Source organism: Bacillus sp. EU52 (genome assembly GCF_037964975.1).
In the GTDB taxonomy this organism is placed as follows: Bacteria; Bacillota; Bacilli; order Bacillales; family Bacillaceae; genus Bacillus; species Bacillus subtilis.
In genome coordinates this window covers 2,583,785-2,605,818 of sequence record NZ_CP150177.1, presented here as the reverse complement: position 1 = coordinate 2,605,818, position 22,034 = coordinate 2,583,785, and the positions used below count along the sequence as shown (strand labels likewise).

The 22,034-nt window shown below is 40.5% G+C and carries 28 protein-coding genes; 13 read left to right on the top strand and 15 right to left on the bottom strand.

Features of this window, described 5'->3' with window-relative positions; all coding sequences use genetic code 11:
- The first annotated feature begins 64 nt into the window (after positions 1 to 64).
- Both NSU05_RS13435 and sacC read left to right on the top strand, forming a co-directional pair.
- Entirely contained in the window at positions 65 to 232 is a 168-nt protein-coding gene (locus tag NSU05_RS13435) for a hypothetical protein (RefSeq protein WP_231940257.1), read from the top strand.
- The gene (gene sacC / locus NSU05_RS13430) at positions 171 to 2,174 is read left to right on the top strand and encodes a levanase (protein WP_250540530.1); all 2,004 of its coding nucleotides are present in this window, start codon (positions 171 to 173) and stop codon (positions 2,172 to 2,174) included. The genes NSU05_RS13435 and sacC overlap by 62 nt, the downstream gene beginning before the upstream one ends.
- A gap of 43 nt (positions 2,175 to 2,217) precedes the next feature.
- Here sacC and yraA read toward each other — a convergent pair whose 3' ends face one another.
- The 3 genes from yraA to NSU05_RS13415 all read right to left on the bottom strand — a co-directional run bounded on the left by yraA (position 2,218) and on the right by NSU05_RS13415 (position 4,234).
- Positions 2,218 to 2,727, bottom strand: coding sequence for a cysteine protease YraA (yraA, locus tag NSU05_RS13425; protein WP_003229836.1), 510 nt, complete (start codon positions 2,725 to 2,727; stop codon positions 2,218 to 2,220).
- Positions 2,728 to 2,859: 132 nt separating this feature from the next.
- Positions 2,860 to 3,909 carry a formaldehyde dehydrogenase AdhA gene (adhA, locus tag NSU05_RS13420; protein ID WP_014480388.1) on the bottom strand — a complete coding sequence of 350 codons (1,050 nt, stop codon included), beginning with the start codon at positions 3,907 to 3,909 and terminating at the stop codon, positions 2,860 to 2,862.
- Between the two features lie 130 nt (positions 3,910 to 4,039).
- A complete protein-coding gene (locus NSU05_RS13415) occupies positions 4,040 to 4,234 on the bottom strand; it encodes a carboxymuconolactone decarboxylase family protein (protein WP_014480387.1) in 195 nt (64 codons plus the stop codon).
- A gap of 182 nt (positions 4,235 to 4,416) precedes the next feature.
- On the opposite strand from NSU05_RS13415, the gene adhR reads away from it, so the two are divergent.
- Positions 4,417 to 4,839: an aldehyde stress transcriptional regulator AdhR gene (adhR, locus tag NSU05_RS13410; RefSeq protein ID WP_015714398.1), complete on the top strand. Its 423-nt coding sequence runs from the start codon at positions 4,417 to 4,419 to the stop codon at positions 4,837 to 4,839.
- Between the two features lie 262 nt (positions 4,840 to 5,101).
- Here the strand turns inward: adhR and NSU05_RS13405 are convergent, their stop codons facing one another.
- The 5 genes from NSU05_RS13405 to NSU05_RS13385 are packed head-to-tail and all read right to left on the bottom strand — an operon-like array spanning position 5,102 to position 7,419.
- Positions 5,102 to 5,401: a spore coat protein gene (locus NSU05_RS13405; protein WP_003246006.1), complete on the bottom strand. Its 300-nt coding sequence runs from the start codon at positions 5,399 to 5,401 to the stop codon at positions 5,102 to 5,104.
- A 15-nt stretch (positions 5,402 to 5,416) separates the two neighbouring features.
- Positions 5,417 to 5,614 (bottom strand): hypothetical protein, encoded by a 198-nt coding sequence (locus tag NSU05_RS13400; RefSeq protein WP_014480384.1) that lies wholly within the window; start codon positions 5,612 to 5,614, stop codon positions 5,417 to 5,419.
- 18 nt (positions 5,615 to 5,632) lie between these two features.
- Positions 5,633 to 6,769 (bottom strand): zinc-dependent alcohol dehydrogenase, encoded by a 1,137-nt coding sequence (locus NSU05_RS13395; protein ID WP_038429378.1) that lies wholly within the window; start codon positions 6,767 to 6,769, stop codon positions 5,633 to 5,635.
- 18 nt (positions 6,770 to 6,787) lie between these two features.
- Positions 6,788 to 7,156: a spore coat protein gene (locus NSU05_RS13390; protein WP_009967868.1), complete on the bottom strand. Its 369-nt coding sequence runs from the start codon at positions 7,154 to 7,156 to the stop codon at positions 6,788 to 6,790.
- Between the two features lie 17 nt (positions 7,157 to 7,173).
- Entirely contained in the window at positions 7,174 to 7,419 is a 246-nt protein-coding gene (locus NSU05_RS13385; protein WP_038429377.1) for a hypothetical protein, read from the bottom strand.
- A gap of 264 nt (positions 7,420 to 7,683) precedes the next feature.
- Here NSU05_RS13385 and NSU05_RS13380 point away from each other — a divergent pair, with 264 nt between their 5' ends.
- The 4 genes from NSU05_RS13380 to NSU05_RS13365 all read left to right on the top strand — a co-directional run bounded on the left by NSU05_RS13380 (position 7,684) and on the right by NSU05_RS13365 (position 9,351).
- Positions 7,684 to 8,070 (top strand): VOC family protein, encoded by a 387-nt coding sequence (locus NSU05_RS13380; RefSeq protein ID WP_015251599.1) that lies wholly within the window; start codon positions 7,684 to 7,686, stop codon positions 8,068 to 8,070.
- Positions 8,071 to 8,214: 144 nt separating this feature from the next.
- Positions 8,215 to 8,331, top strand: a complete 117-nt coding sequence (locus tag NSU05_RS13375) for a hypothetical protein (protein WP_250540522.1) — start codon at positions 8,215 to 8,217, stop codon at positions 8,329 to 8,331.
- A 251-nt stretch (positions 8,332 to 8,582) separates the two neighbouring features.
- Positions 8,583 to 8,942: an SH3 domain-containing protein gene (locus NSU05_RS13370; RefSeq protein ID WP_004399021.1), complete on the top strand. Its 360-nt coding sequence runs from the start codon at positions 8,583 to 8,585 to the stop codon at positions 8,940 to 8,942.
- 52 nt (positions 8,943 to 8,994) lie between these two features.
- Entirely contained in the window at positions 8,995 to 9,351 is a 357-nt protein-coding gene (locus NSU05_RS13365; protein WP_004398671.1) for an SH3 domain-containing protein, read from the top strand.
- A gap of 407 nt (positions 9,352 to 9,758) precedes the next feature.
- Here the strand turns inward: NSU05_RS13365 and NSU05_RS13360 are convergent, their stop codons facing one another.
- Positions 9,759 to 10,574 carry an alpha/beta hydrolase gene (locus NSU05_RS13360; RefSeq protein WP_038429376.1) on the bottom strand — a complete coding sequence of 272 codons (816 nt, stop codon included), beginning with the start codon at positions 10,572 to 10,574 and terminating at the stop codon, positions 9,759 to 9,761.
- 108 nt (positions 10,575 to 10,682) lie between these two features.
- Positions 10,683 to 10,973 (bottom strand): CD3324 family protein, encoded by a 291-nt coding sequence (locus tag NSU05_RS13355; RefSeq protein WP_038429375.1) that lies wholly within the window; start codon positions 10,971 to 10,973, stop codon positions 10,683 to 10,685.
- Between the two features lie 443 nt (positions 10,974 to 11,416).
- On the opposite strand from NSU05_RS13355, the gene csn reads away from it, so the two are divergent.
- Positions 11,417 to 12,250, top strand: coding sequence for a chitosanase (gene csn, locus NSU05_RS13350; RefSeq protein ID WP_038429374.1), 834 nt, complete (start codon positions 11,417 to 11,419; stop codon positions 12,248 to 12,250).
- Between the two features lie 272 nt (positions 12,251 to 12,522).
- On the opposite strand, the gene NSU05_RS13345 is transcribed toward csn, so the two are convergent.
- Positions 12,523 to 13,626 carry a 2-methylaconitate cis-trans isomerase PrpF family protein gene (locus tag NSU05_RS13345; protein ID WP_019712533.1) on the bottom strand — a complete coding sequence of 368 codons (1,104 nt, stop codon included), beginning with the start codon at positions 13,624 to 13,626 and terminating at the stop codon, positions 12,523 to 12,525.
- Positions 13,627 to 13,770: 144 nt separating this feature from the next.
- On the opposite strand from NSU05_RS13345, the gene NSU05_RS13340 reads away from it, so the two are divergent.
- Complete coding sequence (locus NSU05_RS13340) at positions 13,771 to 14,640, top strand: LysR family transcriptional regulator (protein WP_015251604.1); 870 nt, start codon at positions 13,771 to 13,773, stop codon at positions 14,638 to 14,640.
- Positions 14,641 to 14,754: 114 nt separating this feature from the next.
- On the top strand, positions 14,755 to 16,071 hold the full coding sequence (locus NSU05_RS13335) for a CitMHS family transporter (RefSeq protein WP_038429373.1): 1,317 nt from the start codon (positions 14,755 to 14,757) through the stop codon (positions 16,069 to 16,071).
- 274 nt (positions 16,072 to 16,345) lie between these two features.
- Here the strand turns inward: NSU05_RS13335 and NSU05_RS13330 are convergent, their stop codons facing one another.
- The gene (locus tag NSU05_RS13330; protein ID WP_004398762.1) at positions 16,346 to 17,326 is read right to left on the bottom strand and encodes an aldo/keto reductase; all 981 of its coding nucleotides are present in this window, start codon (positions 17,324 to 17,326) and stop codon (positions 16,346 to 16,348) included.
- 134 nt (positions 17,327 to 17,460) lie between these two features.
- Here NSU05_RS13330 and sigZ point away from each other — a divergent pair, with 134 nt between their 5' ends.
- From sigZ to NSU05_RS13315, 3 genes are all read left to right on the top strand, one after another.
- Positions 17,461 to 17,991 carry an RNA polymerase sigma factor SigZ gene (gene sigZ / locus NSU05_RS13325; protein ID WP_014480374.1) on the top strand — a complete coding sequence of 177 codons (531 nt, stop codon included), beginning with the start codon at positions 17,461 to 17,463 and terminating at the stop codon, positions 17,989 to 17,991.
- 133 nt (positions 17,992 to 18,124) lie between these two features.
- Positions 18,125 to 18,880 carry a metal-binding protein ZinT gene (locus NSU05_RS13320; RefSeq protein ID WP_003229858.1) on the top strand — a complete coding sequence of 252 codons (756 nt, stop codon included), beginning with the start codon at positions 18,125 to 18,127 and terminating at the stop codon, positions 18,878 to 18,880.
- Positions 18,881 to 18,942: 62 nt separating this feature from the next.
- On the top strand, positions 18,943 to 19,104 hold the full coding sequence (locus NSU05_RS13315) for a hypothetical protein (RefSeq protein WP_003245984.1): 162 nt from the start codon (positions 18,943 to 18,945) through the stop codon (positions 19,102 to 19,104).
- 286 nt (positions 19,105 to 19,390) lie between these two features.
- Here NSU05_RS13315 and NSU05_RS13310 read toward each other — a convergent pair whose 3' ends face one another.
- The 3 genes from NSU05_RS13310 to murI form a co-directional block, all read right to left on the bottom strand.
- A complete protein-coding gene (locus tag NSU05_RS13310) occupies positions 19,391 to 19,468 on the bottom strand; it encodes a YjcZ family sporulation protein (protein WP_072175780.1) in 78 nt (25 codons plus the stop codon).
- Positions 19,469 to 20,044: 576 nt separating this feature from the next.
- Entirely contained in the window at positions 20,045 to 20,752 is a 708-nt protein-coding gene (locus NSU05_RS13305) for a YrpD family protein (protein WP_038429372.1), read from the bottom strand.
- A gap of 458 nt (positions 20,753 to 21,210) precedes the next feature.
- On the bottom strand, positions 21,211 to 22,008 hold the full coding sequence (gene murI, locus NSU05_RS13300; RefSeq protein WP_038430035.1) for a glutamate racemase: 798 nt from the start codon (positions 22,006 to 22,008) through the stop codon (positions 21,211 to 21,213).
- Between the last annotated feature and the right edge of the window lie 26 nt (positions 22,009 to 22,034).

Sequence of the window (22,034 nt, the reverse complement as noted above, 5' to 3'; positions counted from 1 at the left end):
AGAGAGAAACTGCAGCAGTCTTTTCATATATAAATCATTCGGATAACAGTGTAACAGAGGAGAATTGCCAGAAACGGACCAGCTTGCGCAGCAGTCTCTCTTGAAAGTGTTCAAACATGAAGAGAGGAGCGAAGGAACAAATGAAAAAGAGACTGATTCAAGTCATAATCATGTTCACCCTGCTGTTGACTATGGCATTTTCGGCAGATGCAGCCGATTCAAGCTACTATGATGAGGATTACCGTCCTCAATACCACTTCACACCGGAGGCAAACTGGATGAATGACCCAAACGGAATGGTATATTATGCCGGGGAATATCACTTGTTCTATCAATACCATCCATACGGGCTTCAGTGGGGGCCCATGCATTGGGGGCATGCCGTCAGCAAAGATTTGGTTACATGGGAACACCTTCCTGTTGCGCTTTATCCGGATGAAAAAGGCACGATCTTTTCTGGAAGCGCAGTTGTAGATAAAAATAACACAAGCGGTTTTCAAACAGGCAAAGAGAAGCCGCTTGTGGCCATTTATACACAGGATCGGGAAGGCCATCAAGTGCAAAGTATTGCCTATAGCAACGACAAAGGAAGAACATGGACGAAATACGCTGGCAACCCTGTCATTCCAAACCCGGGTAAAAAAGATTTTCGCGATCCAAAAGTCTTTTGGTATGAGAAAGAAAAAAAGTGGGTGATGGTGCTTGCGGCCGGTGACCGAATCCTCATTTATACATCAAAAAATCTGAAGCAGTGGACGTATGCAAGTGAATTTGGACAGGATCAAGGAAGCCACGGGGGAGTATGGGAATGCCCGGATTTATTTGAGCTTCCGGTAGACGGCAATCCGAATCGAAAAAAATGGGTCATGCAGGTCAGTGTCGGAAACGGAGCGGTCTCGGGAGGATCAGGCATGCAATATTTTGTAGGGGACTTTGATGGAACTCATTTTAAAAATGAAAACCCGCCAAACAAAGTTCTCTGGACGGATTACGGCAGAGACTTTTATGCGGCTGTATCCTGGTCTGATATTCCATCCACAGACAGCCGCCGGCTATGGTTAGGGTGGATGAGCAATTGGCAATATGCGAATGATGTTCCGACATCCCCATGGAGAAGTGCAACGTCCATTCCAAGAGAGTTAAAATTGAAAGCGTTTACCGAAGGGGTTAGAGTGGTCCAAACACCGGTGAAAGAGCTGGAAACCATTCGCGGAACCTCTAAGAAGTGGAAGAATCTGACCATATCGCCTGCAAGTCATAATGTGTTAGCGGGGCAATCTGGAGATGCCTATGAAATAAATGCAGAATTTAAAGTAAGCCCTGGTTCAGCTGCTGAATTTGGTTTTAAGGTCCGAACAGGTGAAAATCAATTTACGAAGGTCGGCTATGACCGAAGGAACGCCAAATTGTTCGTTGACCGGAGCGAGTCAGGCAACGACACCTTTAATCCGGCCTTTAACACCGGAAAAGAAACAGCCCCGTTGAAGCCGGTAAATGGGAAGGTTAAGTTGCGCATTTTTGTTGACCGCTCCTCGGTTGAAGTATTTGGGAATGACGGAAAGCAGGTCATAACAGATATTATTCTCCCAGACCGATCAAGCAAAGGGCTTGAATTATATGCTGCAAAGGGCGGTGTAAAGGTAAAATCTTTAACCATACACCCTTTAAAAAAGGTATGGGGAACGTCACCTTTTATGTCCAATATGACTGGCTGGACGACTGTAAATGGCATGTGGGCCGACACAATTGAGGGGAAACAAGGGAGGTCGGACGGAGATTCCTTTATCTTGTCTTCAGCATCCGGGTCAGACTTCACTTATGAATCTGATATCACCATTAAGGATGGAAACGGAAGAGGGGCAGGAGCACTAATGTTTCGCTCTGACAAAGATGCCAAAAACGGTTACCTTGCCAATGTGGATGCGAAGCATGACCTAGTGAAATTCTTTAAATTTGAGAACGGTGCTGCTTCTGTCATTGCTGAATACAAAACACCGATAGACGTTAATAAAAAGTATCATCTGAAAACAGAGGCCGAGGGCGATCGCTTTAAAATCTATTTAGATGATCGTCTTGTGATTGATGCACATGATTCCGCATTTTCAGAAGGCCAATTTGGCTTGAATGTGTGGGACGCGACTGCTGTCTTTCAGAATGTAACGAAGGAGTCTTAATTTTAAAAAAGGCACAGACCTGAACAGTCTGTGCCTTCTCGTTTTATTTTAACAAATTTAATGATTCGCGGTTAAATGCTTCCAAATCATCAGGTGTTCTGCTTGTGACAATGTTGTGGCTGACGACTACTTCTGCATCTTTGTAGTTTGCACCGGCATTGATTAAATCTTTGCGGATGCTGCGGTAGCCTGTGATATCTTTGCCTTTTAGAAGATCCGTATCAATCAGTACTTGCGGGCCGTGGCAAATTGCGAAAACAGGTTTTTTGTTTTCGACAAATGCTTTTGCGAATTCACCCGGACGGTCATCTGCACGAAGCAAATCCGGAGAGAATCCTCCAGGAATTAGAAGTGCATCAAAGTCACTTGCATCCACATCAGAGATGGCTTTGTCAATCTTTACTTTCTCGCCATGTTTACCGGTGACTTCTTTGCCGGCTTCCAAATCGATAGCCACAACACTGTAGCCAGCTTCTTCGTATGCTTTTACCGGACTTGTATATTCGATGTCTTCGAATTGGTCTGTAACAAGAACTGCAATTTTTTTGCTCATAAAAAACCCTCCTAATAACTCTCTATTCATAGAATAACAGGAAGATTGACCGGCCTTCAAAATATTTGCTTAAAGAGATCGCTTTTCGTGAGTTTCAATAAAAGCGGGTCAGCCCATATAAGGACTAACCTATTACAATGTGGAAATATCAATCACAAATCGATAACGGACATCGCTTCGAAGGATACGTTCGTATGCTTCGTCCACTTGGTCAGCTCCGATGACTTCGATTTTAGGTTCGATGCCATGCTCAGCTGCGAAATCCAGCATCTCTTGAGTTTCTTGAATTCCGCCGACTAGAGAACCTGCAATGCTGCGGCGCCCCATGATTAGGGAAAACACACTGTATGTGTCCGGCTTGGCAGGAGCTCCAACGTTTACAAGTGTCCCGTCTATACGAAGCATTGATAAATAGGCATCTACATCGAGATTTGCCGATACCGTATTTAAGATCACGTCAAAACGCCCGGCCAATGCAGTGAATGTAGCTGGGTCACTTGTTGCAAAGTAATGATTTGCACCGAGTTCTAGAGCTTCCTCTTTCTTATTCATGGAACGGCTCAGGACGGTTACCTCTGCACCCATCGCATGTGCAAATTGAATCGCCAAATGTCCAAGGCCACCCACGCCTACAATCGCAACTTTTTTACCCGGGCCAACATTCCAGTGTTTCAGCGGAGAATATGTTGTGATACCTGCACACAACAGCGGACTGGCAACATCCATTTCCAAACGATCTGGGATTCGAACAACAAATCTGTCAGTGACAACGATTTTTTGGCTGTACCCGCCATAAGTGGGGTTTCCGTCGTAGTCTACTGAGTTATACGTTTGAACAACACCCTTCGTGCAGAACTGTTCCTCTCCGTTTAGACAGTATTCGCATTCTCCGCATGAGTCAACAAAACAGCCGACACCAACGCGGTCCCCGACAGCAAATTTGGTGACTTCTGCTCCAACGGCTGTTACGACACCGGCTATTTCATGTCCTGGCACCATTGGGAAGATGCCACCGCCCCATTCATCAAAAGCACTATGAATGTCTGAATGGCAAATACCGCTGAATTTAATATCGATTAAGACATCGTGCGGCCGTAATCCTCTTCGCTCAATCGTCGTTTGTTCAAATTTGGCTTTTGCATGTGACACGCTTAATACACGGGTTTGATGTTGATTACACATACGAACCTATCCTTTCTTCATCATAAGTGTTGTAAATAAAAACATGCACTTATTTATGTTTTATGGTGTCTTCAACATAACGATAAACCTTAAAGTCTGCTTTAAGGCAAGGGTTTTTTTTGAAAACCATCTAAAATGAACCTGATTTATAAGCTGAGAAACAGTCAGCAATTAATGCAGAAACTGTAATCATGCTGCGATCCCGGGATGAAAGTTCTTCTTCTCTTGCCCAAATGTCACCGAATAGAACATCATCATGAAGTTCAGCAAACTTTGGCGCAAATTCTCCTAATTGTTCTCTTCCGGCAGTGTGTTTATTTGCCATTCAACAATCCCTCCAACTACACTGTTTTTAGTGCATGGAGAAGTATAGAGTTTAAAGTGTGCTTTAAGGCAAGTCCCGAATATATAAACTCAGATTCAGCAGCTAACCAATTGTTTTGAGCTTGACTTAAAGTTAACTTTAAGTGTTACCTTCACAACATACAGGTTAGAGAGGTGAAGATCATGAATATTGCTCAGGTGGCAAAGCAGTTTGGCCTGACAGCCGCAACACTCCGATATTACGAACGTGTAGGATTAATCCCGCCTGTAAAACGAAAAAACAGCGGCATTCGCGACTATGATGAAGAAGATATCAAATGGATTGAATTCATTAAATGCATGCGAAATGCGGGACTATCGATAGAAGCGCTAATTGAATATACAACATTATTTACCGAAGGTGACCGTACAGTAGAAGCTCGAAAAAATATCCTGGCTGACGAACGACAGCGGCTGATAGAGAAGCGGAAAGAAATTGAGAAAACAATTAAAAGATTAGACACAAAAATTAAAGATTATGATGGGAAATTGCGCGAAAACGAGGCAAAGCTCAAAAGCAGGCCTAAAACGGAAAGTCTTCACGGATCAGTGGAGCAAAGAAGGTAGCATTCTTTGCGTGTGAAGAGGGCAGGTCAAAAACGAAGGATTTTGTTTCTGGCCTGTTTTCTCCATCAAGAAATCGCATAAAAAGAGGTGGTTACGAATTCTTATTTGATTGGAGAATTTGCAAACATTATCGGAGATCAGATGGGGAAAAGCGGGTTAATCTATTTACGGTCATAGGACCCGAACAAACAGTGCTCATTTTGAAGCTGAGGAACAGTTGTGGCCAATCAATACTGTTCCTCAGCAAATCAGTCATTGTATGTTAAAGGGTTGGCAATTGAATGGCTGTATCAATATTTTTTAAATTCAGCTTGACTTGTTCGTCAGGGTTCCAAGGATGGTACCAGCCTTTTTCCATCATATAGCTTGAGAGTTGTTCGTGCATATCGAGTGCTTCTTCCAAATGGCGGATAAGGACCTCTTTTACTTCAGGTGTTCCGGCTTCAGTGGCTGCCATCGCATAATTTCTGACTCCGTTCTTTGCTGAAATTAATAAGTCCATAGCAATGATTTGGTCTGTTAGAACATTCATGCCAGTCAGATATTCTATGATAGGATTCATGATTTATTCATCTCCTCATTCGTGCTTTGCATTAGATAAAATAGAGGCAAATTCCTGCAACTGGCGTGTGGTGATATCAACATCTTGCTGCATGATTTCTTTCAGCTTCGGATCAGATACCAGTGCTTTCATTGTTTTAGATTTCGTCAAACAAAGTGTCTTAAATGCAGTCATTTCCTGAACCTCAAGCACTTCGTGTAAGGCGTATTCCATTTCTGTAACCTCCGTTTTTTAAGGCTTTAACACAACTTTGATACAATCATCCATTTTTGAATCAAAAATGTCATAGCCATGCTTGGCTTCACTAAGCGGCAGGACATGGCTGACAACATCTCCCGGATCAATTTTCCCTGTCGATACTAGTTCAAACATGTACGGCATATAGTGGATCACTGGAGCCTGTCCAGAGCGTATATTGACGTTTCGCTGCATAATATCTCCTAACGGAAAACCGTTATATCTGCCTCCATACACACCTGTAATTTGTATGGTTCCTCCTTTGCGAACAGCTTGGGAAGCAATGACCAATGCACTCATCGTTCCGCCATGAAGCTTTAAGCCGCTGGCAAGGAACTCGAGATCGCTCATTTTACCATCCATCCCAACAGCGTCAATGACTACATCCGCTCCGCCTTTCGTGATTTCCTTTAAATAATTCCCTGTATTCTCATGGTCTTCAAAATTAACGATTTCTACTTTGTTTGTACGTTTCGCATGCTGTAAGCGATAGTTTACATAGTCAACTGCTATGACTCGTTTTGCGCCTTTTAGCCAACAAAACTTTTGAGCAAACAGGCCGACTGGTCCGCAGCCGAGAACGATAACTGTATCGTCTTTTTTTACGCCGGCATTATCCACACTCCAAAAGCCGGTGGTCATGGCATCGGCAATCACGCTTAATTTCTCATCGGGTTCCTCACAAGATTCAGGGATTTTAAAATGGGTAAAATTCGCAAACGGCACTCTTAAATATTCAGCTTGCCCGCCTGGATAACCGCCAGTTTGCCCTGAATAGCCGAAATAAGCACCCATTTCCCCATTGTCATTAGACTGATCACATTGGCTTTCCAGCTGGTTTTTACAAAAAAAACATTCACCGCATGCTATATTAAAGGGAATAATTACCCGATCTCCCTTTTTTAGTTTAGTCACACCAGAACCAACTTCTTCGACGATTCCCATCGGTTCATGGCCGATGACATAGTCTTCTTGCATATTCGGAATAAATCCATGGATTAAATGTAAATCTGATCCGCAAATGGCTGTACTGGTGACTTTGATAATCATGTCATCGGATTTTTCAATCTTTGGATCGGGGACATCTTTGACAACAACATTTTTAATGCCTTGATACGTTACTGCCTTCATGCTGTAAAACCTCCAGTGTTAGTGTTCATCAGGTGTCCGGTCAAACATCCCTTTGCGATTTGTTTCATCAGGAAAGAGGTTCATATTGCCGACCATGATCGTGTTTTTTGCAGAGAGCTGATCCAGCTTATACTGTTCGCTCAGCTCATATGGATGGAACCACTTTTTGCTGATCATCAGTTCCGTAATCTCTTGGTGCATCGCAATTCCTTGCATCAGCTGTTTCCGAAGCAGTGCTCTTACATCTGGTGAAGCGGTTTCTGTCAAAGCTACAGCAGTATTCCTTACGCCTTCCTTAGCTCGTATAAGAAAATCCATCGCGAATGTAGTGTCTGCTAGTTCAGGCACATTCAGCGAATTAATGGGGTCTAAATGATCATTATTCAAAGAGGCTTACCTTCCTTTCAATTGATGATTGGCGTTGGGCGGCTTTGAGGGACAGGGGCCTGAAATGAGGCACGCTCATAAACCGTTTGTAATTTAGTAAGGTCTTGAATGGATTGCTGTACATCTTTTTGCATCAAGTCCTTCAGTTCTTGGTCAAACACAAGTCCTTGCATTAACTTTGATTTCGCTATACAAAGTGTTTTAAAGTTCACGATTTCATGTAAGTCAACAGCCTCGTGAGCTGCTAATGTTTGATGATCCATATTGATGCAACCTCCTTTTATCAACATTACATTTCCCGAAATGCAGCTGAAGCATACAGAAAGTACTCTCGGTATCATTTTTTGTTTTAAGAATCGCTGTTTTTGCTCGTTCTTATGACATGGAATAAACTGCACTTAAATCTGAAATAAAGGTGAAGTATAAAAATTTATTAAAGGAAACTTGACATAGTGCTGTCAGGTTTCCTTTTGTATTGTTAAATTGGATGACCAGTAAAAAGTATGGTTTTATAGGAGGCACTCGATATGAAGCTGTTACAAATTAGACTGTTGGTGAATGATTTTAAGAAAAGCGTCGAGTTTTACAAAGATTCATTAGGACTTCCAATAAGTTGGTTAGAGAATGAAATGGAATATGCACTCTTTGATAATGGGGAAACGAAAATAGAGCTTTTATCTCGAGAAACGATGGCTGAAATCGTTGGAGAGGAAAAAAAATCGTTGGAAGGAGAAGCTCAATCAAAATTTTTGCTTCAGTTTAAGGTAGAAGATGTTGATAAAACATATGACGATTTACACGAAAAAGGAGTTAAATGTGTGAATAAACCGCATGATCGCAAGGAATGGAGTGCCCGAGTTGCTCACTTCAGAGATCCAGATCATAATCTGATTGAAATATATAAAATGTTATGATTTTTCGACTCGCAAAATCATAGAATATAACGTTTGATAACGTACCTAATCATTTTTATACGCCCTGGTAAAAGAAAGCAAAGTCATAATAGGTTACGGACACTGAACTTGCAGCATTTACGCTGATTTGTTTGGTGTCCGTTTTTGATTGGTGAAAAAGGTGGAGTATCTATGAATCGAGAAGAAGCATGGATACAAGGCAGAAGTACACTGATTGAATTGGTGGACACGGAACCGCTTGATCCATGTCTTTATTCCTGATTGTCAATCGTGATTACCGACTGGACAAATGATTAAGAGCCAAATGTAACACACACTCAATACCAAGCCTGACTACCATTTATTTGTATCCTTAATTGTCGAAAACATAGGAATAATTCCACTTTTGAAAGATCTAGTTTATGGTACATTGATAAATATATGGGAGGGGAGGGGGCATGGTATCTGAAAGTAAATCCTTAACTGGATGTAAGAAAGTCAAACGTACGGCATTTATAAGGGGAGGGTATTAGGTGAATAAGCTAAAGAGGCTAAGTATGCTAACGGTGATGATTGCATCTGTGTTCATTTTTTCTAGCCATGCACTTGCAGCTCAGTATTATACGGTTTCAACAAGCAGCGGTGCTCCTGTCAATATGCGCAGCGGCCCAGGTACAAGTTGGGGAATTGTAACGACCATTCCGAGCGGAACCCGCATCCCGATCTATTGCTACAAAACCGGTACAACTGTAACTGGAAAGTATGGAACGAGTAATATTTGGAATTACACAGAGCGGACGCTTGCCAGCGGGGAGATCGTTCCTGGATTTGTCTCTGATACATATATGTATACAGGCTCAGACGGTCCGGTTGTTCCTAAATGCAGCTGGTAGCATATGTTCTATCGTTTCTTAAAATGAAGGAATTGAAGAAAGAGGGATGACATTGACTAAACTGAAAATGCTGAGTATGTTAACCGTGATGATTGCATCTTTATTCATTTTTTCCAGTCAGGCACTTGCCGTGCAGTACTTTACTGTCTCAACAAGCAGCGGTGCGCCTGTCAATATGCGCAGCGGTCCTGGTACAAATTATCCTATTATGCTTTCCATTCCGAGTGGCTCCCGTGTTCCTTATTATTGTTACGCTTATGGAACGACTGTTACAGGGAAGTATGGAACGAGTAATATCTGGGACCAAATCCAGTGGAAAGATTCCCGGGGTGTCGTGAATATTGGATATGTGTCTGACACATATGTGTACACAGGTTCAGACGGCCCTGTCGGTTACAAATGCAATTAGCTAAATACTCCGTACAATAGAATCTCTTCTTAAGGGCCTATCTAGGACGAACCATACCAACAACAATAGTTGGTATGGTTTTTGCTGCGATGAAGTCTTCCATACCTGCATTTGTGGTTATTTTCAAAAGAGATTCATGATGTTAGACACTGGTTGTTGTTGAGGACAAAATAACGAGCCGCTTTAGAGTTGTATCTAATGGTATAAAATACGGAATTAAGATAGGAAATAATCAATAGGAGAACGTAATGTACAAACCTATTTTTCGATGAAATCCCTAATATCACTTTGGTTAAACATCTCACATTGCGTTCTCGTTAGTGAAAAGTTCTTTTTACGCTTTGTGAAATCTTCTCCAATTCCATAGTTAGTTTTACCTGTCCTATTTTGAAAATTTTAATCAATCCTTAACACGTATGTTTCTTTTCTTTTTCTAACATGTCGTGTAACCTCTCAGAAAATTCTTTATGGTACATTGTGTACCCCGTATGATTTCCGGGGAATTCAACCAATTCTGTTTCCAATTGTTCCGCTAGGGCGTTCGCGCAACGATAAGGAAAAAGCTCCCGAGAAGCACTTCCGCCAGCTGGGAGTACCTTTATCGGTGAAGATGTAAACACAGTTTTTAATGCTTCGAAATCTAATGTATAGTTGAGAATTCCTTGAATTTCATACTCAGTGAAATACGTTGAATTGCCGAGAAGCCGCTTTGTCAGCACAGCCTTTGATTGTTCGTCTGTCTCTAATCTTGACATTAACTTAATGACTTCACTTCGATGATTTTTCTTAAGGTCTTCCATGAATTGCTCGGCTTGTTTCAGCTCATTTCCATGCAGAAGCTGCAATAAGATTGGTTCGTGTGGGATCATGACATGTACTTGTTCGGGATGGCGTATGCACAGATCAAGCCCGATAACAGCCCCGGAGCTGCTTCCAAATACATAGGCCGGCTTATTGGTGATTTTGGCTAGAAGACGGTGAGCATCGTCACTGTGTGTTTCCACACGGTAATCCTCAATCTGATTGGCGAGATTGCTGCGGGAATGGCCGCGGCGATCATAAGTAACAACCGTGTACCAGTTAGCCAGATGATTGGCAACATGATGGAACTTGTCGGCATCACCGCCTCCGCCGTGGACCAAAAGAATGATTGGACCTGAGCCACGCACCTGATAGTGGATGTTCGCGCCGGGTACTTGCAACGTTCCATTGTTTATCGTCATTTGTAGGACCTTCCTTTCTTCTCATCTCCCTTAACTTTACACAATTGGCCAATGGTATCATATGCAGGAAATAACTAAGAAACAAACTCGCCATATAAAAAGCACTGATTATTTTTTATCAGTGCTTCCGTTTTGTTTATTTAGAGTAGACAATTTTTTTATTGTTTCAATAGAGAGGTGATATTCATCAGATAATTGATGAATGGTTTTGCCGTTTTTAAATGCTTTTTTAATAGAAGCGTTTCTGTCATCGATCAGCTTTCTTGTTCCTGAACACGCACCCCATTTTTGATGAGAGGATTCAGGTTTAGGGATATATATTGTTTTTCCTTGAACATACTTTTGAATTTCCGATATCAGCTTTTCAGGTAAAATAGCGGTTGCTTTTACATATGCCATTTCTGCCAGCTCCTTATTTTTTTATGTCAAATAAGGTGCAAAGCCACTATATCAGAAAAGCTTACTTGGGCGATCTTTTAGAAAGTCTACCCCATGCAAAGTATCGCCTTCCCAATAGTAGGCTTTGCATGGGACGTTGCGGAATCTGGCATTCTCATCTTGCTTGCCATTTACATCACCTCCCTAACGATTTTCGATGATCACTTCCATTATAAAATAGAGGAAAGCCTTATGGCATCTTGTTAATTAAAGTTGAAGCAGTATGAAAATCAAGGGACCTTCCCAGTGAGAGGGGCTAAGGCTGATTGGCAATGAATAGAGTAAGATTCAAGCTATATTACTTTAGATTCAAAATATTGACAAATTGATGTATTTTCAACAATAGGGCAGTTTCTTCATGTATACTGAGTCTGTATTTACAATATTTAGAAAGGGGAAGTAAAATGAAAATCAGTATGCAAAAAGCAGATTTTTGGAAAAAAGCAGCGATCTCATTACTTGTTTTCACCATGTTTTTTACCCTGATGATGAGCGAAACGGTTTTTGCGGCGGGACTGAATAAAGATCAAAAGCGCCGGGCGGAACAGCTGACAAGTATCTTTGAAAACGGCACAACGGAGATCCAATATGGATATGTAGAGCGATTGGATGACGGGCGAGGCTATACATGCGGACGGGCAGGCTTTACAACGGCTACCGGGGATGCATTGGAAGTAGTGGAAGTATACACAAAGGCAGTTCCGAATAACAAACTGAAAAAGTATCTGCCTGAATTGCGCCGTCTGGCCAAGGAAGAAAGCGATGATACAAGCAATCTCAAGGGATTCGCTTCTGCCTGGAAGTCGCTTGCAAATGATAAGGAATTTCGCGCCGCTCAAGACAAAGTAAATGACCATTTGTATTATCAGCCTGCCATGAAACGATCGGATAATGCCGGACTAAAAACAGCATTGGCTAGAGCTGTGATGTACGATACGGTTATTCAGCATGGCGATGGTGATGACCCTGACTCTTTTTATGCCTTGATTAAACGTACGAACAAAAAAGCGGGCGGATCACCTAAAGACGGAATAGACGAGAAGAAGTGGTTGAATAAATTCTTGGACGTACGCTATGACGATCTGATGAATCCGGCCAATCATGACACCCGTGACGAATGGAGAGAATCAGTTGCCCGTGTGTACGTGCTTCGCTCTATCGCCAAGGAGAACAACTATAATCTAAACGGACCGATTCATGTTCGTTCAAACGAGTACGGTAATTTTGTAATCAAATAAGCAGTGAGGAAAAGAAACCGCTGCAGATGAACTCAATCTAAAAGATACCAATGATGTTGGTATCTTTTTATTTGCAGTAAAAAGTATTCAATTTTCTCTATAATGATTATGTCATGCTTGAGGCAGATACATGAAAGGACCTTGGCGATTTCATAAAAAACAATATAGAGGCTTTTTTAAAAGCCATGCAAGATTACAATGGATCTGTGCAAGAAGGCGCATTCAATCCATCTATTAACGATGGAAAGGGGGAGGCTTTTTGCACAGTCCATCTACATCATTTGATAGTCTCCATGCGTATAAACTGTTCCGTCCATAATACGTCGTGCGGTACGGACGATCTTTATACCAGTGGGCTCCACCATTGTTTCAATAATACCAGAAGAATGAGCTAGCCGAACCTTTGTAGAGTGGTTTTTTGCTATTCTTGCAGGGATTGCACCTTCCACTGAAAGGGCTCTTGTTGTACATATCGCTCCAGTGACAGCCAGTGCTTGATGTGGCTTTTGCATGGACATCATCCTGATGTGTAAGTCCATCTCAACGCTTGAATGCCAAGCACCTGTACTATCTTTATATTTCTCTGGTTTTGCTACTATAGCCAGTTTGGGGACAGCCGGCGATAACTTTGTAGCTGAAAATCGACTGGCAAAGCCGCATTTCTCTGCCGCAATGGATCTTAATTCTTCAAATTGAGCCAACTGTAGATCAGTAAATTCTTCTGCAAGTTCCGTTCCATCTAGGCCGATACTGCTCGCTTCCACAAAAACTAATGGATTTGCATAGTCGATAATAGACACCTCTATTTGGCCTTGACTTGTATCTAAAAACTCCGAACTATTTCCAGTAGGCAATAAATGACCGGTAACTGAACCAGCGGCATCATGAAAGTTTAAATAGATTGGAGATCCAGATCCAGGTACTCCAGATATCGTAACATCTCCGTCATATTTGACCTGACCGTCTTCCACTTCTACTTCCGCAATGATCATTTTATTCGTATTGGTATTCAGGATCCTTACCGCAGTCATTGGTTCTGTCGCTTTTACAAGTCCTTCTTCGATAGCAAATGGACCAACAGCAGCGGAGATATTTCCGCAGTTCCCCTTAAAGTCCACTTTTTCTTCTGAAATGCTGACTTGACCGAAAGTATAGTGAACATCAATATCCGAAGTATATGCTTTCTTTATTATTGCCACTTTACTAGTAAGGGAATTACCGCCACCCAAACCATCTATTTGTCTTTTATCAGGACTTCCCATGACATCAAGCAAAAAGGGCTCCCATTCGTTTTTATTGTTAGGCATGGCTGATTCGTGGAAAAAAACGCCTTTGCTTGTTCCGCCTCTCATGATTGTTACATTCGTCTTGACCATCGTCATCATCCTCATCTTAAAGGTAGTATTTTTTATGTTTTTTAGTGTAGAAGGTAAAAAAATAAAAATAAAATATAAGTTTTCTTAATATTCGATAAAAAAACTTTTATAATTGTGAAAGAAGGACTAGAAAGGAAGATGAAAATGGATGAGAAAGATTGGATTTTATTGAAAATTCTTCACGAAGAACAAAGTGTAACAAAAACAGCAGAACGATTATTTACATCACAGCCTTCCATCACTTATCGGTTGAATAAGATTGAGGAGATTTTCGGAATTGAATTATTCACCAAAAGGCATAAAGGAATTACCTTTACTGCGGAAGGAGAACACTTGGTTGCTTATGCAAGAAGAATGCTACAGGAACTTCAAGATACCAAAGATCATATCTCTAATCTAAGCAAAGAGGTGCAAGGACATCTAAGGCTGGGGGTATCAAGCAATTTCGCTCAATATAAGCTCCCTAAGTTATTAAGGGAATTTTCCACTATGTATCCTAATGTCCAATATAGTGTACAAACAGGCTGGAGCACAGATGTCATGAAATTATTAGATGCTGGTATTGTACAAGTCGGTATACTGAGAGGAAGCCATCGCTGGAAAGGGGTGGAGGAACGGCTGACACGGGAAAAATTACATATCATCTCAAAAAAACCAATAACGATAGAGCAGCTTCCTTTTTTACCTTTTATCAAATATAAAACGGATGCTTCTTTAAAAACGATTATAGAAGATTGGATGCATACGAATCTAAAACAAGCCCCCATTATTGCAATGGAAGTGGATCGACAAGAGACTTGCAAAGAGATGGTAAAGCATGGTCTTGGTTACTCCATAGCACCAGAAATTTGCCTGCAGGAATCTGATCATTTGTACACAATGGAACTGTATAATGCTAAGGGTAAGCCTCTAATGAGAGATACTTGGCTAATGTACGATCAAAAATCATTAGGAATCAAACTCGTTAAAGCATTCATTGATTTTTTAAAGGGTGAACAAATGGTAACCATTTAAAGTTATGATAGAATTTTTTTTGAAACACAGTAAAAAAATATTTATTTAACTTATTACACCGTATAAGATATGTTAATCAAAAGTCATTTGAAAGCGCATTCTTGGAGGTGTAATATGCTTACTATTTTAGGTTTTTCGATGGTAACTGTTTTTACAATATTAATAATGACAAAGAAAGTCTCGCCTATTGTTGCCTTGACCATCACTCCCATTGTTTTTGCTCTTATTGGAGGTTTTGGTAAGGGTATTGGCGACATGATTTTAGAAGGAATTCAAACAGTTGCAAGTTCAGCGGCATTGCTATTGTTTGCTATTCTTTTTTTCGGAATTTTAATTGATGCAGGTTTATTTGATCCGCTAATAGAAAAAATTTTATCTATAGTAAAGGGAGACCCTGTGAAAATAGCGATAGGGTCTGCCGTCTTGGCAATGCTTATCGCTTTAGATGGGGACGGTACAACAACCTATATGATAACAGTCTCAGCAATGTTACCTTTGTATAAAAGAATTGGTATGAATCCCATGGTTATGGCGACATTAGCAATGCTGTCGTTGAGTATCGTTAGCGGAATGACTCCATGGGGCGGACCAGCTACAAGAGCGATTTCAGTGCTGGGTTTGGATCCTTCAGATTTTTTTGTGCCATTACTTCCGACCATGCTTGGAGGTATTGCTTGTGTGATATTTCTGGCTTTTCTAATGGGAAGGAAAGAGAGGAATCGAATAGGCATCGTTCAATTAGAGCCTAGACATATAACAAAGGACAGCTCTCAATCTTATATGGCTGCTAGTTTGGAGAGCGAGCAATTGAAAAGGCCACGCTTAATATATCTTAATTTATTCCTCGTTATAAGTATCATGGTGTTTATTGTGCTTGGAACTAAGCATCCGTCAGTTTTATTTTTAATTGGTTTTGTTCTTGCCCTTACTATAAATTATCCGAATGTAAAAATGCAGAAGGAGCGAATCGCCGAGCATTCTGGTAATGCCATAACTGTAGTATTATTGGTATTTTCAGCAGGAGTATTTGCTGGTATATTATCCGGGACAAAGATGGTGGATGCCATAGCAGGATCATTAATATCCATCATCCCCTCATCAATGGGAGGGTTTTTCCCCGTTATTGTAGCACTCACTAGTATTCCGTTTACTTTTGTTTTATCAAATGATGCATATTACTTTGGTATGGTACCTATCTTTGCAGAAGCTGCCTCAGCATATGGTATAGAACCAGTAGAAATTGCAAGGGCTTCTATAATGGGGCAGCCGGTTCATCTGATGAGTCCATTGGTTGCGTCAACAGTATTGCTAGTAAGCATGCTTAAAATGGACTTGGGGTCATTTCAAAGGTTTGCCGTTAAGTGGGCTGTAATTACATCATTAGTTATTACGTTGTTAGCAATCATTACAGGGGCTATTACTATTTTGTAAAGAAACAATAATAATATTTAGACTGCCAATGAATCATTAGTTTGATTGATTTAAATACAGCTGAAAGGGGTCCCAAGCTGATCAAGCCAGTTGTCTCTCCAGTTACTCTATTGTTTAGGGTTCTTTTTTAGAAGTGGCAGCATTTTTGTCGATGTTTAGCCAGCATTTCAGCATGATGTGGAAAAGACAAGAGACAAACATGCTCTTGTCTTTCTTAATATGATAGTTCAGTATAAATATTTAAGAAAAATGTCAGTATTGAGTAATGAATGTATCACCAGGCGTATGCCTCAGGTGTCTCTCCTCCAGGTCCGGGAAAGATATCATTTAACATGCGGAGAATCTCCTTATCCAGACTGATTTCAACGGCTTTTATCGTATCACGCAGCTGCTCAACCGTTCGTGGTCCGATGATCGGCGCAGTTAAAACTGGATTTGCCAGCACCCATGCCAAAGCCACATTTGCTTCTTTTTCTCCTAGTTCTTTGCATAAATCTGAAAATTTCTCGAGTTGCAAACGATGTTTTTCAATTAAATCTGCTCTTTTTGCTGTACGAGTTCCGGCATTGCTTTTCAATGCCTTCCCGCCAAGAAGCCCTCCTGCAAGGGGACTCCACGCCACTACTCCTAAACCAAGATCCCGTGCAGCCGGCAGCACTTCCATTTCAGCTGTTCGTTCTAATAAACTATACTTATGCTGTTCAGTGACGAGTCCCATGAATCGCCGTTTTTCAGCTTCAGCTTGCGCTTTAACTAAATGCCAGCCTGCAAAATTACTGGATCCAATATAGTCTACTTTGCCGGAGCGAACCTGAGTCTCAAAAGCTTCCCATATCTCATCCCACGGTGTCCGCCTATCGATATGATGCATTTGGTACAATTCGATATGATCTGTCTGAAGCCGCTTCAGTGATCCTTCCAGATGACGTCTGATTTTGTATAGAGACAAGCCCCTCATATCATTTGGTCCGTCATTCGGATCAGAAATCGGTTCATATACTTTTGTCGCCAGAACAACTTTCTCGCGGCGCTGTCCTCCTTGTGCAAACCATTTTCCAATGATGCTCTCTGTCAATCCTGCGTTTTTGCCCCAGCCGTAAATATTGGCAGTATCAAAAAATTGAATGCCGTTATCAAGCGCTTCATCCATGATACGGAACGCAGTCTTTTCGTCTGTATCAACTCCAAAATTCATCGTGCCTAAACATAAACGGCTCACCCGCAATCCTGTTCTCCCTAAATAGGTATACTCCACAACAAACCTCTCCTTTATCATTATTTTTGGCAACAGCTGCAATACAATTGATTCAACAATTGTTTGCTCTTTGTTACGATTAAAAAGACGAAGCAAATGTAAAGCAGACGCAAAATTATAGGAGGTTTTTTCAAATGAATATAGAGGATCTATGGGATCAATTTCATCAGCCGTTAAAAACATATATTTCACATAGGGTTAACGATCAATCTATCGTTGATGACCTCTTGCAAATCGTATTTATGAAAATACAAGTGCATCTCCCAAATCTGATCGATGAACAAAAGATCGACAGCTGGATTTATCGGATCACTAGAAATACGATTATTGATTTTTACCGTACAAAAAAAACAAGCGAAATATTGCCTGATGTTCTACATTTTAATGACAGTGCAGAGGAAGAAAATTTCACCAAGGAAGCAGCTGTGTGTATTCGATCGACCATCAAACGGTTGCCTGAAAAGTATCGAGAGGCGCTCGAGTTAACTGAATTCCAGGGGTTATCACAAAAAGAGTTGAGTGAAAAGCTCGGCATTTCTTACTCCGGAGCAAAATCAAGGGTACAACGCGGACGTGGAAAATTAAAACAGCTGCTTGAGGGGTGCTGTCATATTGAAGCGGATCGATATGGAAATATCGTAGACTTTCGTATTTTAAAGGAATAACTGATGAACATAGTCAGTTATTCCTTTAAAATAGGCCATCCGCATGAAGAGCATTTTTCCTTTGATGTTTGCAAGAGATGTATGTATAATATAAATCGTAATGTTTTCGATTTAATAAAAAAGGAGTGTTGGAATGAACATTTTATTTTCAAAACGGCTAGGCATATTAACGATTGGTTCATTACTAGTTTTGGCAGGATGTCAGACTTCCGGTTCTTCTGCAGGTGAGTCTAATCAAACAACATCATCCTCAGCAGTTGAAGAAGACTCTTCCAAAACGCAAGAGCAAACATCTGACAGTCATACACACGAACATTCTCACGATCATAGTCATGCGCATGATGAAGAAACAGAAAAAATATATGAAGGCTATTTTAAAAACAGCCAAGTAAAGGATCGCTTACTTTCTGATTGGGAAGGAGATTGGCAATCTGTATATCCATACCTGCAAGATGGTACTCTTGACGAAGTGTTTTCATATAAATCAGAGCACGAAGGCGGCAAGACAGCTGAAGAATATAAAGAGTATTATAAAAAAGGCTATCAAACAGATGTTGACCGTATTGTAATCCAGAAAGATACTGTAACGTTCTTCAAAAATGGAAAAGAATATTCTGGTAAGTATACGTATGACGGATACGAAATTCTAACCTATGATGCGGGCAATAGAGGGGTAAGATACATATTCAAACTAGCTAAAAAAGCAGAAGGGCTGCCTCAGTATATTCAGTTTAGTGATCATAGTATTTACCCGACTAAAGCTAGTCATTACCATCTCTATTGGGGGGACGACCGTGAAGCTTTACTTGATGAAGTCAAAAACTGGCCTACTTACTACCCGTCAAAAATGGATGGACACGATATTGCCCATGAGATGATGGCTCATTAAATGATGATTACTCTATGAAAGTTGTTCTGCCATAGCCATTTTTTCTGTGGAGAATTGATAGAATGGGGAAAAAACTGATTGAGACCATTCAGTATCCGCCATATTATTGTGACGTGGCATACCTTGAGTCATCTCACATGAAGAGTAGAAGAAACCTATTTCAAAATAAAAAATCATTGGATGTATGGCAGTGGATTACGCTTGAAATCTATTGGCTTATATGAAGCAAAGAAGAGACCCAAAAACCGCAAAGCTTCTTCAAGAAAGCTTTGCGGTTTTTTATATGTCTAAGCCTCGATTCATCTCACCATAAAAATGCATTTCAACTTTCTCTTTTGATCGACAATAGTCCATAAAGGGAAGAATATTTCCCTCACAAAGAAGTCGTGGCAGTAATCTCCATAGGTGTGTTTGCATGGCCCACTTTAATGGTTTTGTTTAAATCTAATAAAAAACAGACGCCATAAAGATTTCTTATGGCGTCTGATGGATATGAGGTAAGGTGTGTTCTTAATAGCCACCAAAGAAAGATGTCCCAACGATGATTAATAGGATGAATAGAACTACGATTAATGGAAATGACCTCATAACATCACCTTCCTTAAAAGAGGATAGTACATGATATGCAGATCGAGCTTATTCGATAGTGATGCTAGTTTAATTGATGTAAAAATATTTTTAAGGCTGGACTGCTAACTGATCTTTATTAGTTATTGGATCATACTTATGATTTTGGAATGAATCCGTTTCAAAGTGATGTGTTGTTCTCGGCCAATCGCTGGTTAATCTTCCTGGTGCAATCGAGCTATATGAAGCCATCCCTCTTTTATGAAAGTACATCCAAAACTTCTCTCTCTTGCAGACCCTTAATCATTTGACTTGCATATCGAGCGTAAGCATGCCTCATCTAAAAATAAAGTGCACCATCTGCTATTTGTTTTAACATTTTTAAGACAGTGATGCACACCTTTTGCGTTGAGCAAATGGAACAGGTTCAGAAGGGGCGAGCTGCTCCTTACTTCACCCAGATAAAAGACGGAGATAGACGGCATGTACCGAAGCTAACTGAAAGTTAAATTGAAATGAAAAAAGGGGCATGTTAAGCCCCCTTTAAGACTATCGAGAGCTTCTCAATAGCCTAACGCATTGTATGTTTAACATGTTTTAATTTTTGACAACGGATAAACTGACACTGTTGCCTGAGACTGTTACTTTAGCGAAGTCTTGTGTATCAATTACAGGTGTTATTGCTTTGTTGTCGATGGTGATGTTTGTAAAAGATGTTGAAAAATTTGATTTGATAGATTGGCGTGACCCTGTTGTTGCAACTGTAGCGAGCGCTTTCCATTTGGAGATAGAGCCGACATTTGTTTTGCTGATTTCTGAAATGAGACGGCCGTTGTATCCTGCATTGTTTGTGCCCCAGTATGTAGCGCGGGTATTGCCGTTAAGGTTTTTGTAGATGGTAAGTTGTACGGTGCTGCCGGGACGGAAGCCTTTCGTATTCGTGAATTGGCTTCCTCCTTCGAGGTACTGAACCTGATCCTGTCCTTTTGAACCGACTTTCATATATGGTTTCCATACGTTATATTTATCACTGTACTGAAATCCGATATCGGATTCTGTGCCCCCGCTAAAGCCAGAGTAGATGTAGGCTGTCCCATTTGAAACCTGAATGGAGCTAGGAAGCTGGATTTTCGTAACAAAAATGGCACCAGTGCTGTTCAAGTAAGCCCTTCCGCCGATTCCATCAGTTAGCTGTGATGCAGCTTTTGCGGTTTTTGGACTAATAATACCCGGCACATCTACTGCACATGTGCCAAAAAGCACAGTTGCCGTAAGCGCACCCGCAAGCAGTCCTTTTTTCATCATCATTATTTCCCCCTATCATTATAATTAGAAAGCGTTATCATCTTGTATTATAAAACATTATGAAAATAATTCCATAATCAACATGAAAATAGACACAGAATTTACACATTATGACTTTGTGTATCTGGCAAACGGTCGATTTCTAATCTCGAAAAATGTCCTGTGAAGTGTAAATGTTACGATAACTTTTCAATCGATAATTGTGCTTTATTGTAATAGAAAAGCTATAGAGATGGGGTAGAAATAAGAGGGGAAAGAGAGAAAACACTGTAATCAGATATGTGTGTATAACTCAATTGTTTGTTAGAAAAAAAGTGGGCTTTTTAAGCCCGCTTCTTAGTTCATGTTTCCCTTCAGGAGACTGTCTTTTTCATTTACATTGGATAACAAACCCGAATTCATACTTCTCTCTTTTGTACATTTACTGAAAAATTGTTTATAACCAGAGCCCCTTACATTCAATATCCAACATGACTCCTTTGAGTTGCATCTAATATTTCAAACAATCTTTTGTACTTTGATATGATTTCTTGGTCCACAATTTTGTGGCCAGAATCGAAAAAGGTGATTGAGCCCGATCCTTTACCAAGCTGATTACGATCTGCAAGAACTTTTTTCAACTGTTTTGCAGTACCGACACTGCCTGAAATCATATCAACTTTTATCCCAAACAGTTTTTCAAAACTGTTTTTGAAAAACGGAAAATGAGTGCATCCTAACACAATCGTTCCATATTGTTTCAGATCAAAAGAAGATAGTTCGTTCTTTAGATATTTAATGATTTTGTCTTCACTAAAATCAAAGTTCTCAGCAAATTCAACTAGTCCTGGAAGAGCTAAGCAATCAACAAGGTCATGGTGATCAATTTCTTTAACTAGATTATGAAATTTCTCTTCTTTAAGCGTCAAATTAGTAGCAACTACCAGAACTCTTTTTCTTTCCTCTGTACATTTATTTATAGCAGGCTTTACAGCGGGTTCGATTCCGATTATCGGAAAGTCGAAGTTTCTCCGAAGATCCTCTATCGCAATGCTAGTAGCTGTATTACACGCAATAACAAGAGCTTTGATATTTTGACTGGCCAGAAATTCAGCTGCATTGAAAATATATTCTTTAACTTTACCCTTTGATTTTTCACCGTATGGAACGTTTAACGTATCTGCATAAAAAATGTAATCTTCATAAGGAAGAACTTTTATGGCCTCATACAATACAGTCATGCCACCAATTCCAGAATCAAAAAATCCTATTTTCATCACTTCTCACGCTTTCTGTCTCATTC

Bases quoted from the DNA above. Each gene is read 5' to 3' on its own strand.
- sacC (WP_250540530.1), top strand. From the start codon at position 171: ATGTTCACCCTGCTGTTGACTATGGCATTTTCGGCAGATGCAGCCGAT.
- yraA (WP_003229836.1), bottom strand. From the start codon at position 2,727: ATGAGCAAAAAAATTGCAGTTCTTGTTACAGACCAATTCGAAGACATC.
- adhA (WP_014480388.1), bottom strand. From the start codon at position 3,909: ATGTGTAATCAACATCAAACCCGTGTATTAAGCGTGTCACATGCAAAA.
- NSU05_RS13415 (WP_014480387.1), bottom strand. From the start codon at position 4,234: ATGGCAAATAAACACACTGCCGGAAGAGAACAATTAGGAGAATTTGCG.
- adhR (WP_015714398.1), top strand. From the start codon at position 4,417: ATGAATATTGCTCAGGTGGCAAAGCAGTTTGGCCTGACAGCCGCAACA.
- NSU05_RS13405 (WP_003246006.1), bottom strand. From the start codon at position 5,401: ATGAATCCTATCATAGAATATCTGACTGGCATGAATGTTCTAACAGAC.
- NSU05_RS13400 (WP_014480384.1), bottom strand. From the start codon at position 5,614: ATGGAATACGCCTTACACGAAGTGCTTGAGGTTCAGGAAATGACTGCA.
- NSU05_RS13395 (WP_038429378.1), bottom strand. From the start codon at position 6,769: ATGAAGGCAGTAACGTATCAAGGCATTAAAAATGTTGTTGTCAAAGAT.
- NSU05_RS13385 (WP_038429377.1), bottom strand. From the start codon at position 7,419: ATGGATCATCAAACATTAGCAGCTCACGAGGCTGTTGACTTACATGAA.
- NSU05_RS13380 (WP_015251599.1), top strand. From the start codon at position 7,684: ATGAAGCTGTTACAAATTAGACTGTTGGTGAATGATTTTAAGAAAAGC.
- NSU05_RS13360 (WP_038429376.1), bottom strand. From the start codon at position 10,574: ATGACGATAAACAATGGAACGTTGCAAGTACCCGGCGCGAACATCCAC.
- NSU05_RS13355 (WP_038429375.1), bottom strand. From the start codon at position 10,973: ATGGCATATGTAAAAGCAACCGCTATTTTACCTGAAAAGCTGATATCG.
- csn (WP_038429374.1), top strand. From the start codon at position 11,417: ATGAAAATCAGTATGCAAAAAGCAGATTTTTGGAAAAAAGCAGCGATC.
- NSU05_RS13345 (WP_019712533.1), bottom strand. From the start codon at position 13,626: ATGGTCAAGACGAATGTAACAATCATGAGAGGCGGAACAAGCAAAGGC.
- NSU05_RS13340 (WP_015251604.1), top strand. From the start codon at position 13,771: ATGGATGAGAAAGATTGGATTTTATTGAAAATTCTTCACGAAGAACAA.
- NSU05_RS13335 (WP_038429373.1), top strand. From the start codon at position 14,755: ATGCTTACTATTTTAGGTTTTTCGATGGTAACTGTTTTTACAATATTA.
- sigZ (WP_014480374.1), top strand. From the start codon at position 17,461: ATGAATATAGAGGATCTATGGGATCAATTTCATCAGCCGTTAAAAACA.
- NSU05_RS13320 (WP_003229858.1), top strand. From the start codon at position 18,125: ATGAACATTTTATTTTCAAAACGGCTAGGCATATTAACGATTGGTTCA.
- NSU05_RS13315 (WP_003245984.1), top strand. From the start codon at position 18,943: ATGGGGAAAAAACTGATTGAGACCATTCAGTATCCGCCATATTATTGT.
- NSU05_RS13310 (WP_072175780.1), bottom strand. From the start codon at position 19,468: ATGAGGTCATTTCCATTAATCGTAGTTCTATTCATCCTATTAATCATC.
- NSU05_RS13305 (WP_038429372.1), bottom strand. From the start codon at position 20,752: ATGATGAAAAAAGGACTGCTTGCGGGTGCGCTTACGGCAACTGTGCTT.
- murI (WP_038430035.1), bottom strand. From the start codon at position 22,008: ATGAAAATAGGATTTTTTGATTCTGGAATTGGTGGCATGACTGTATTG.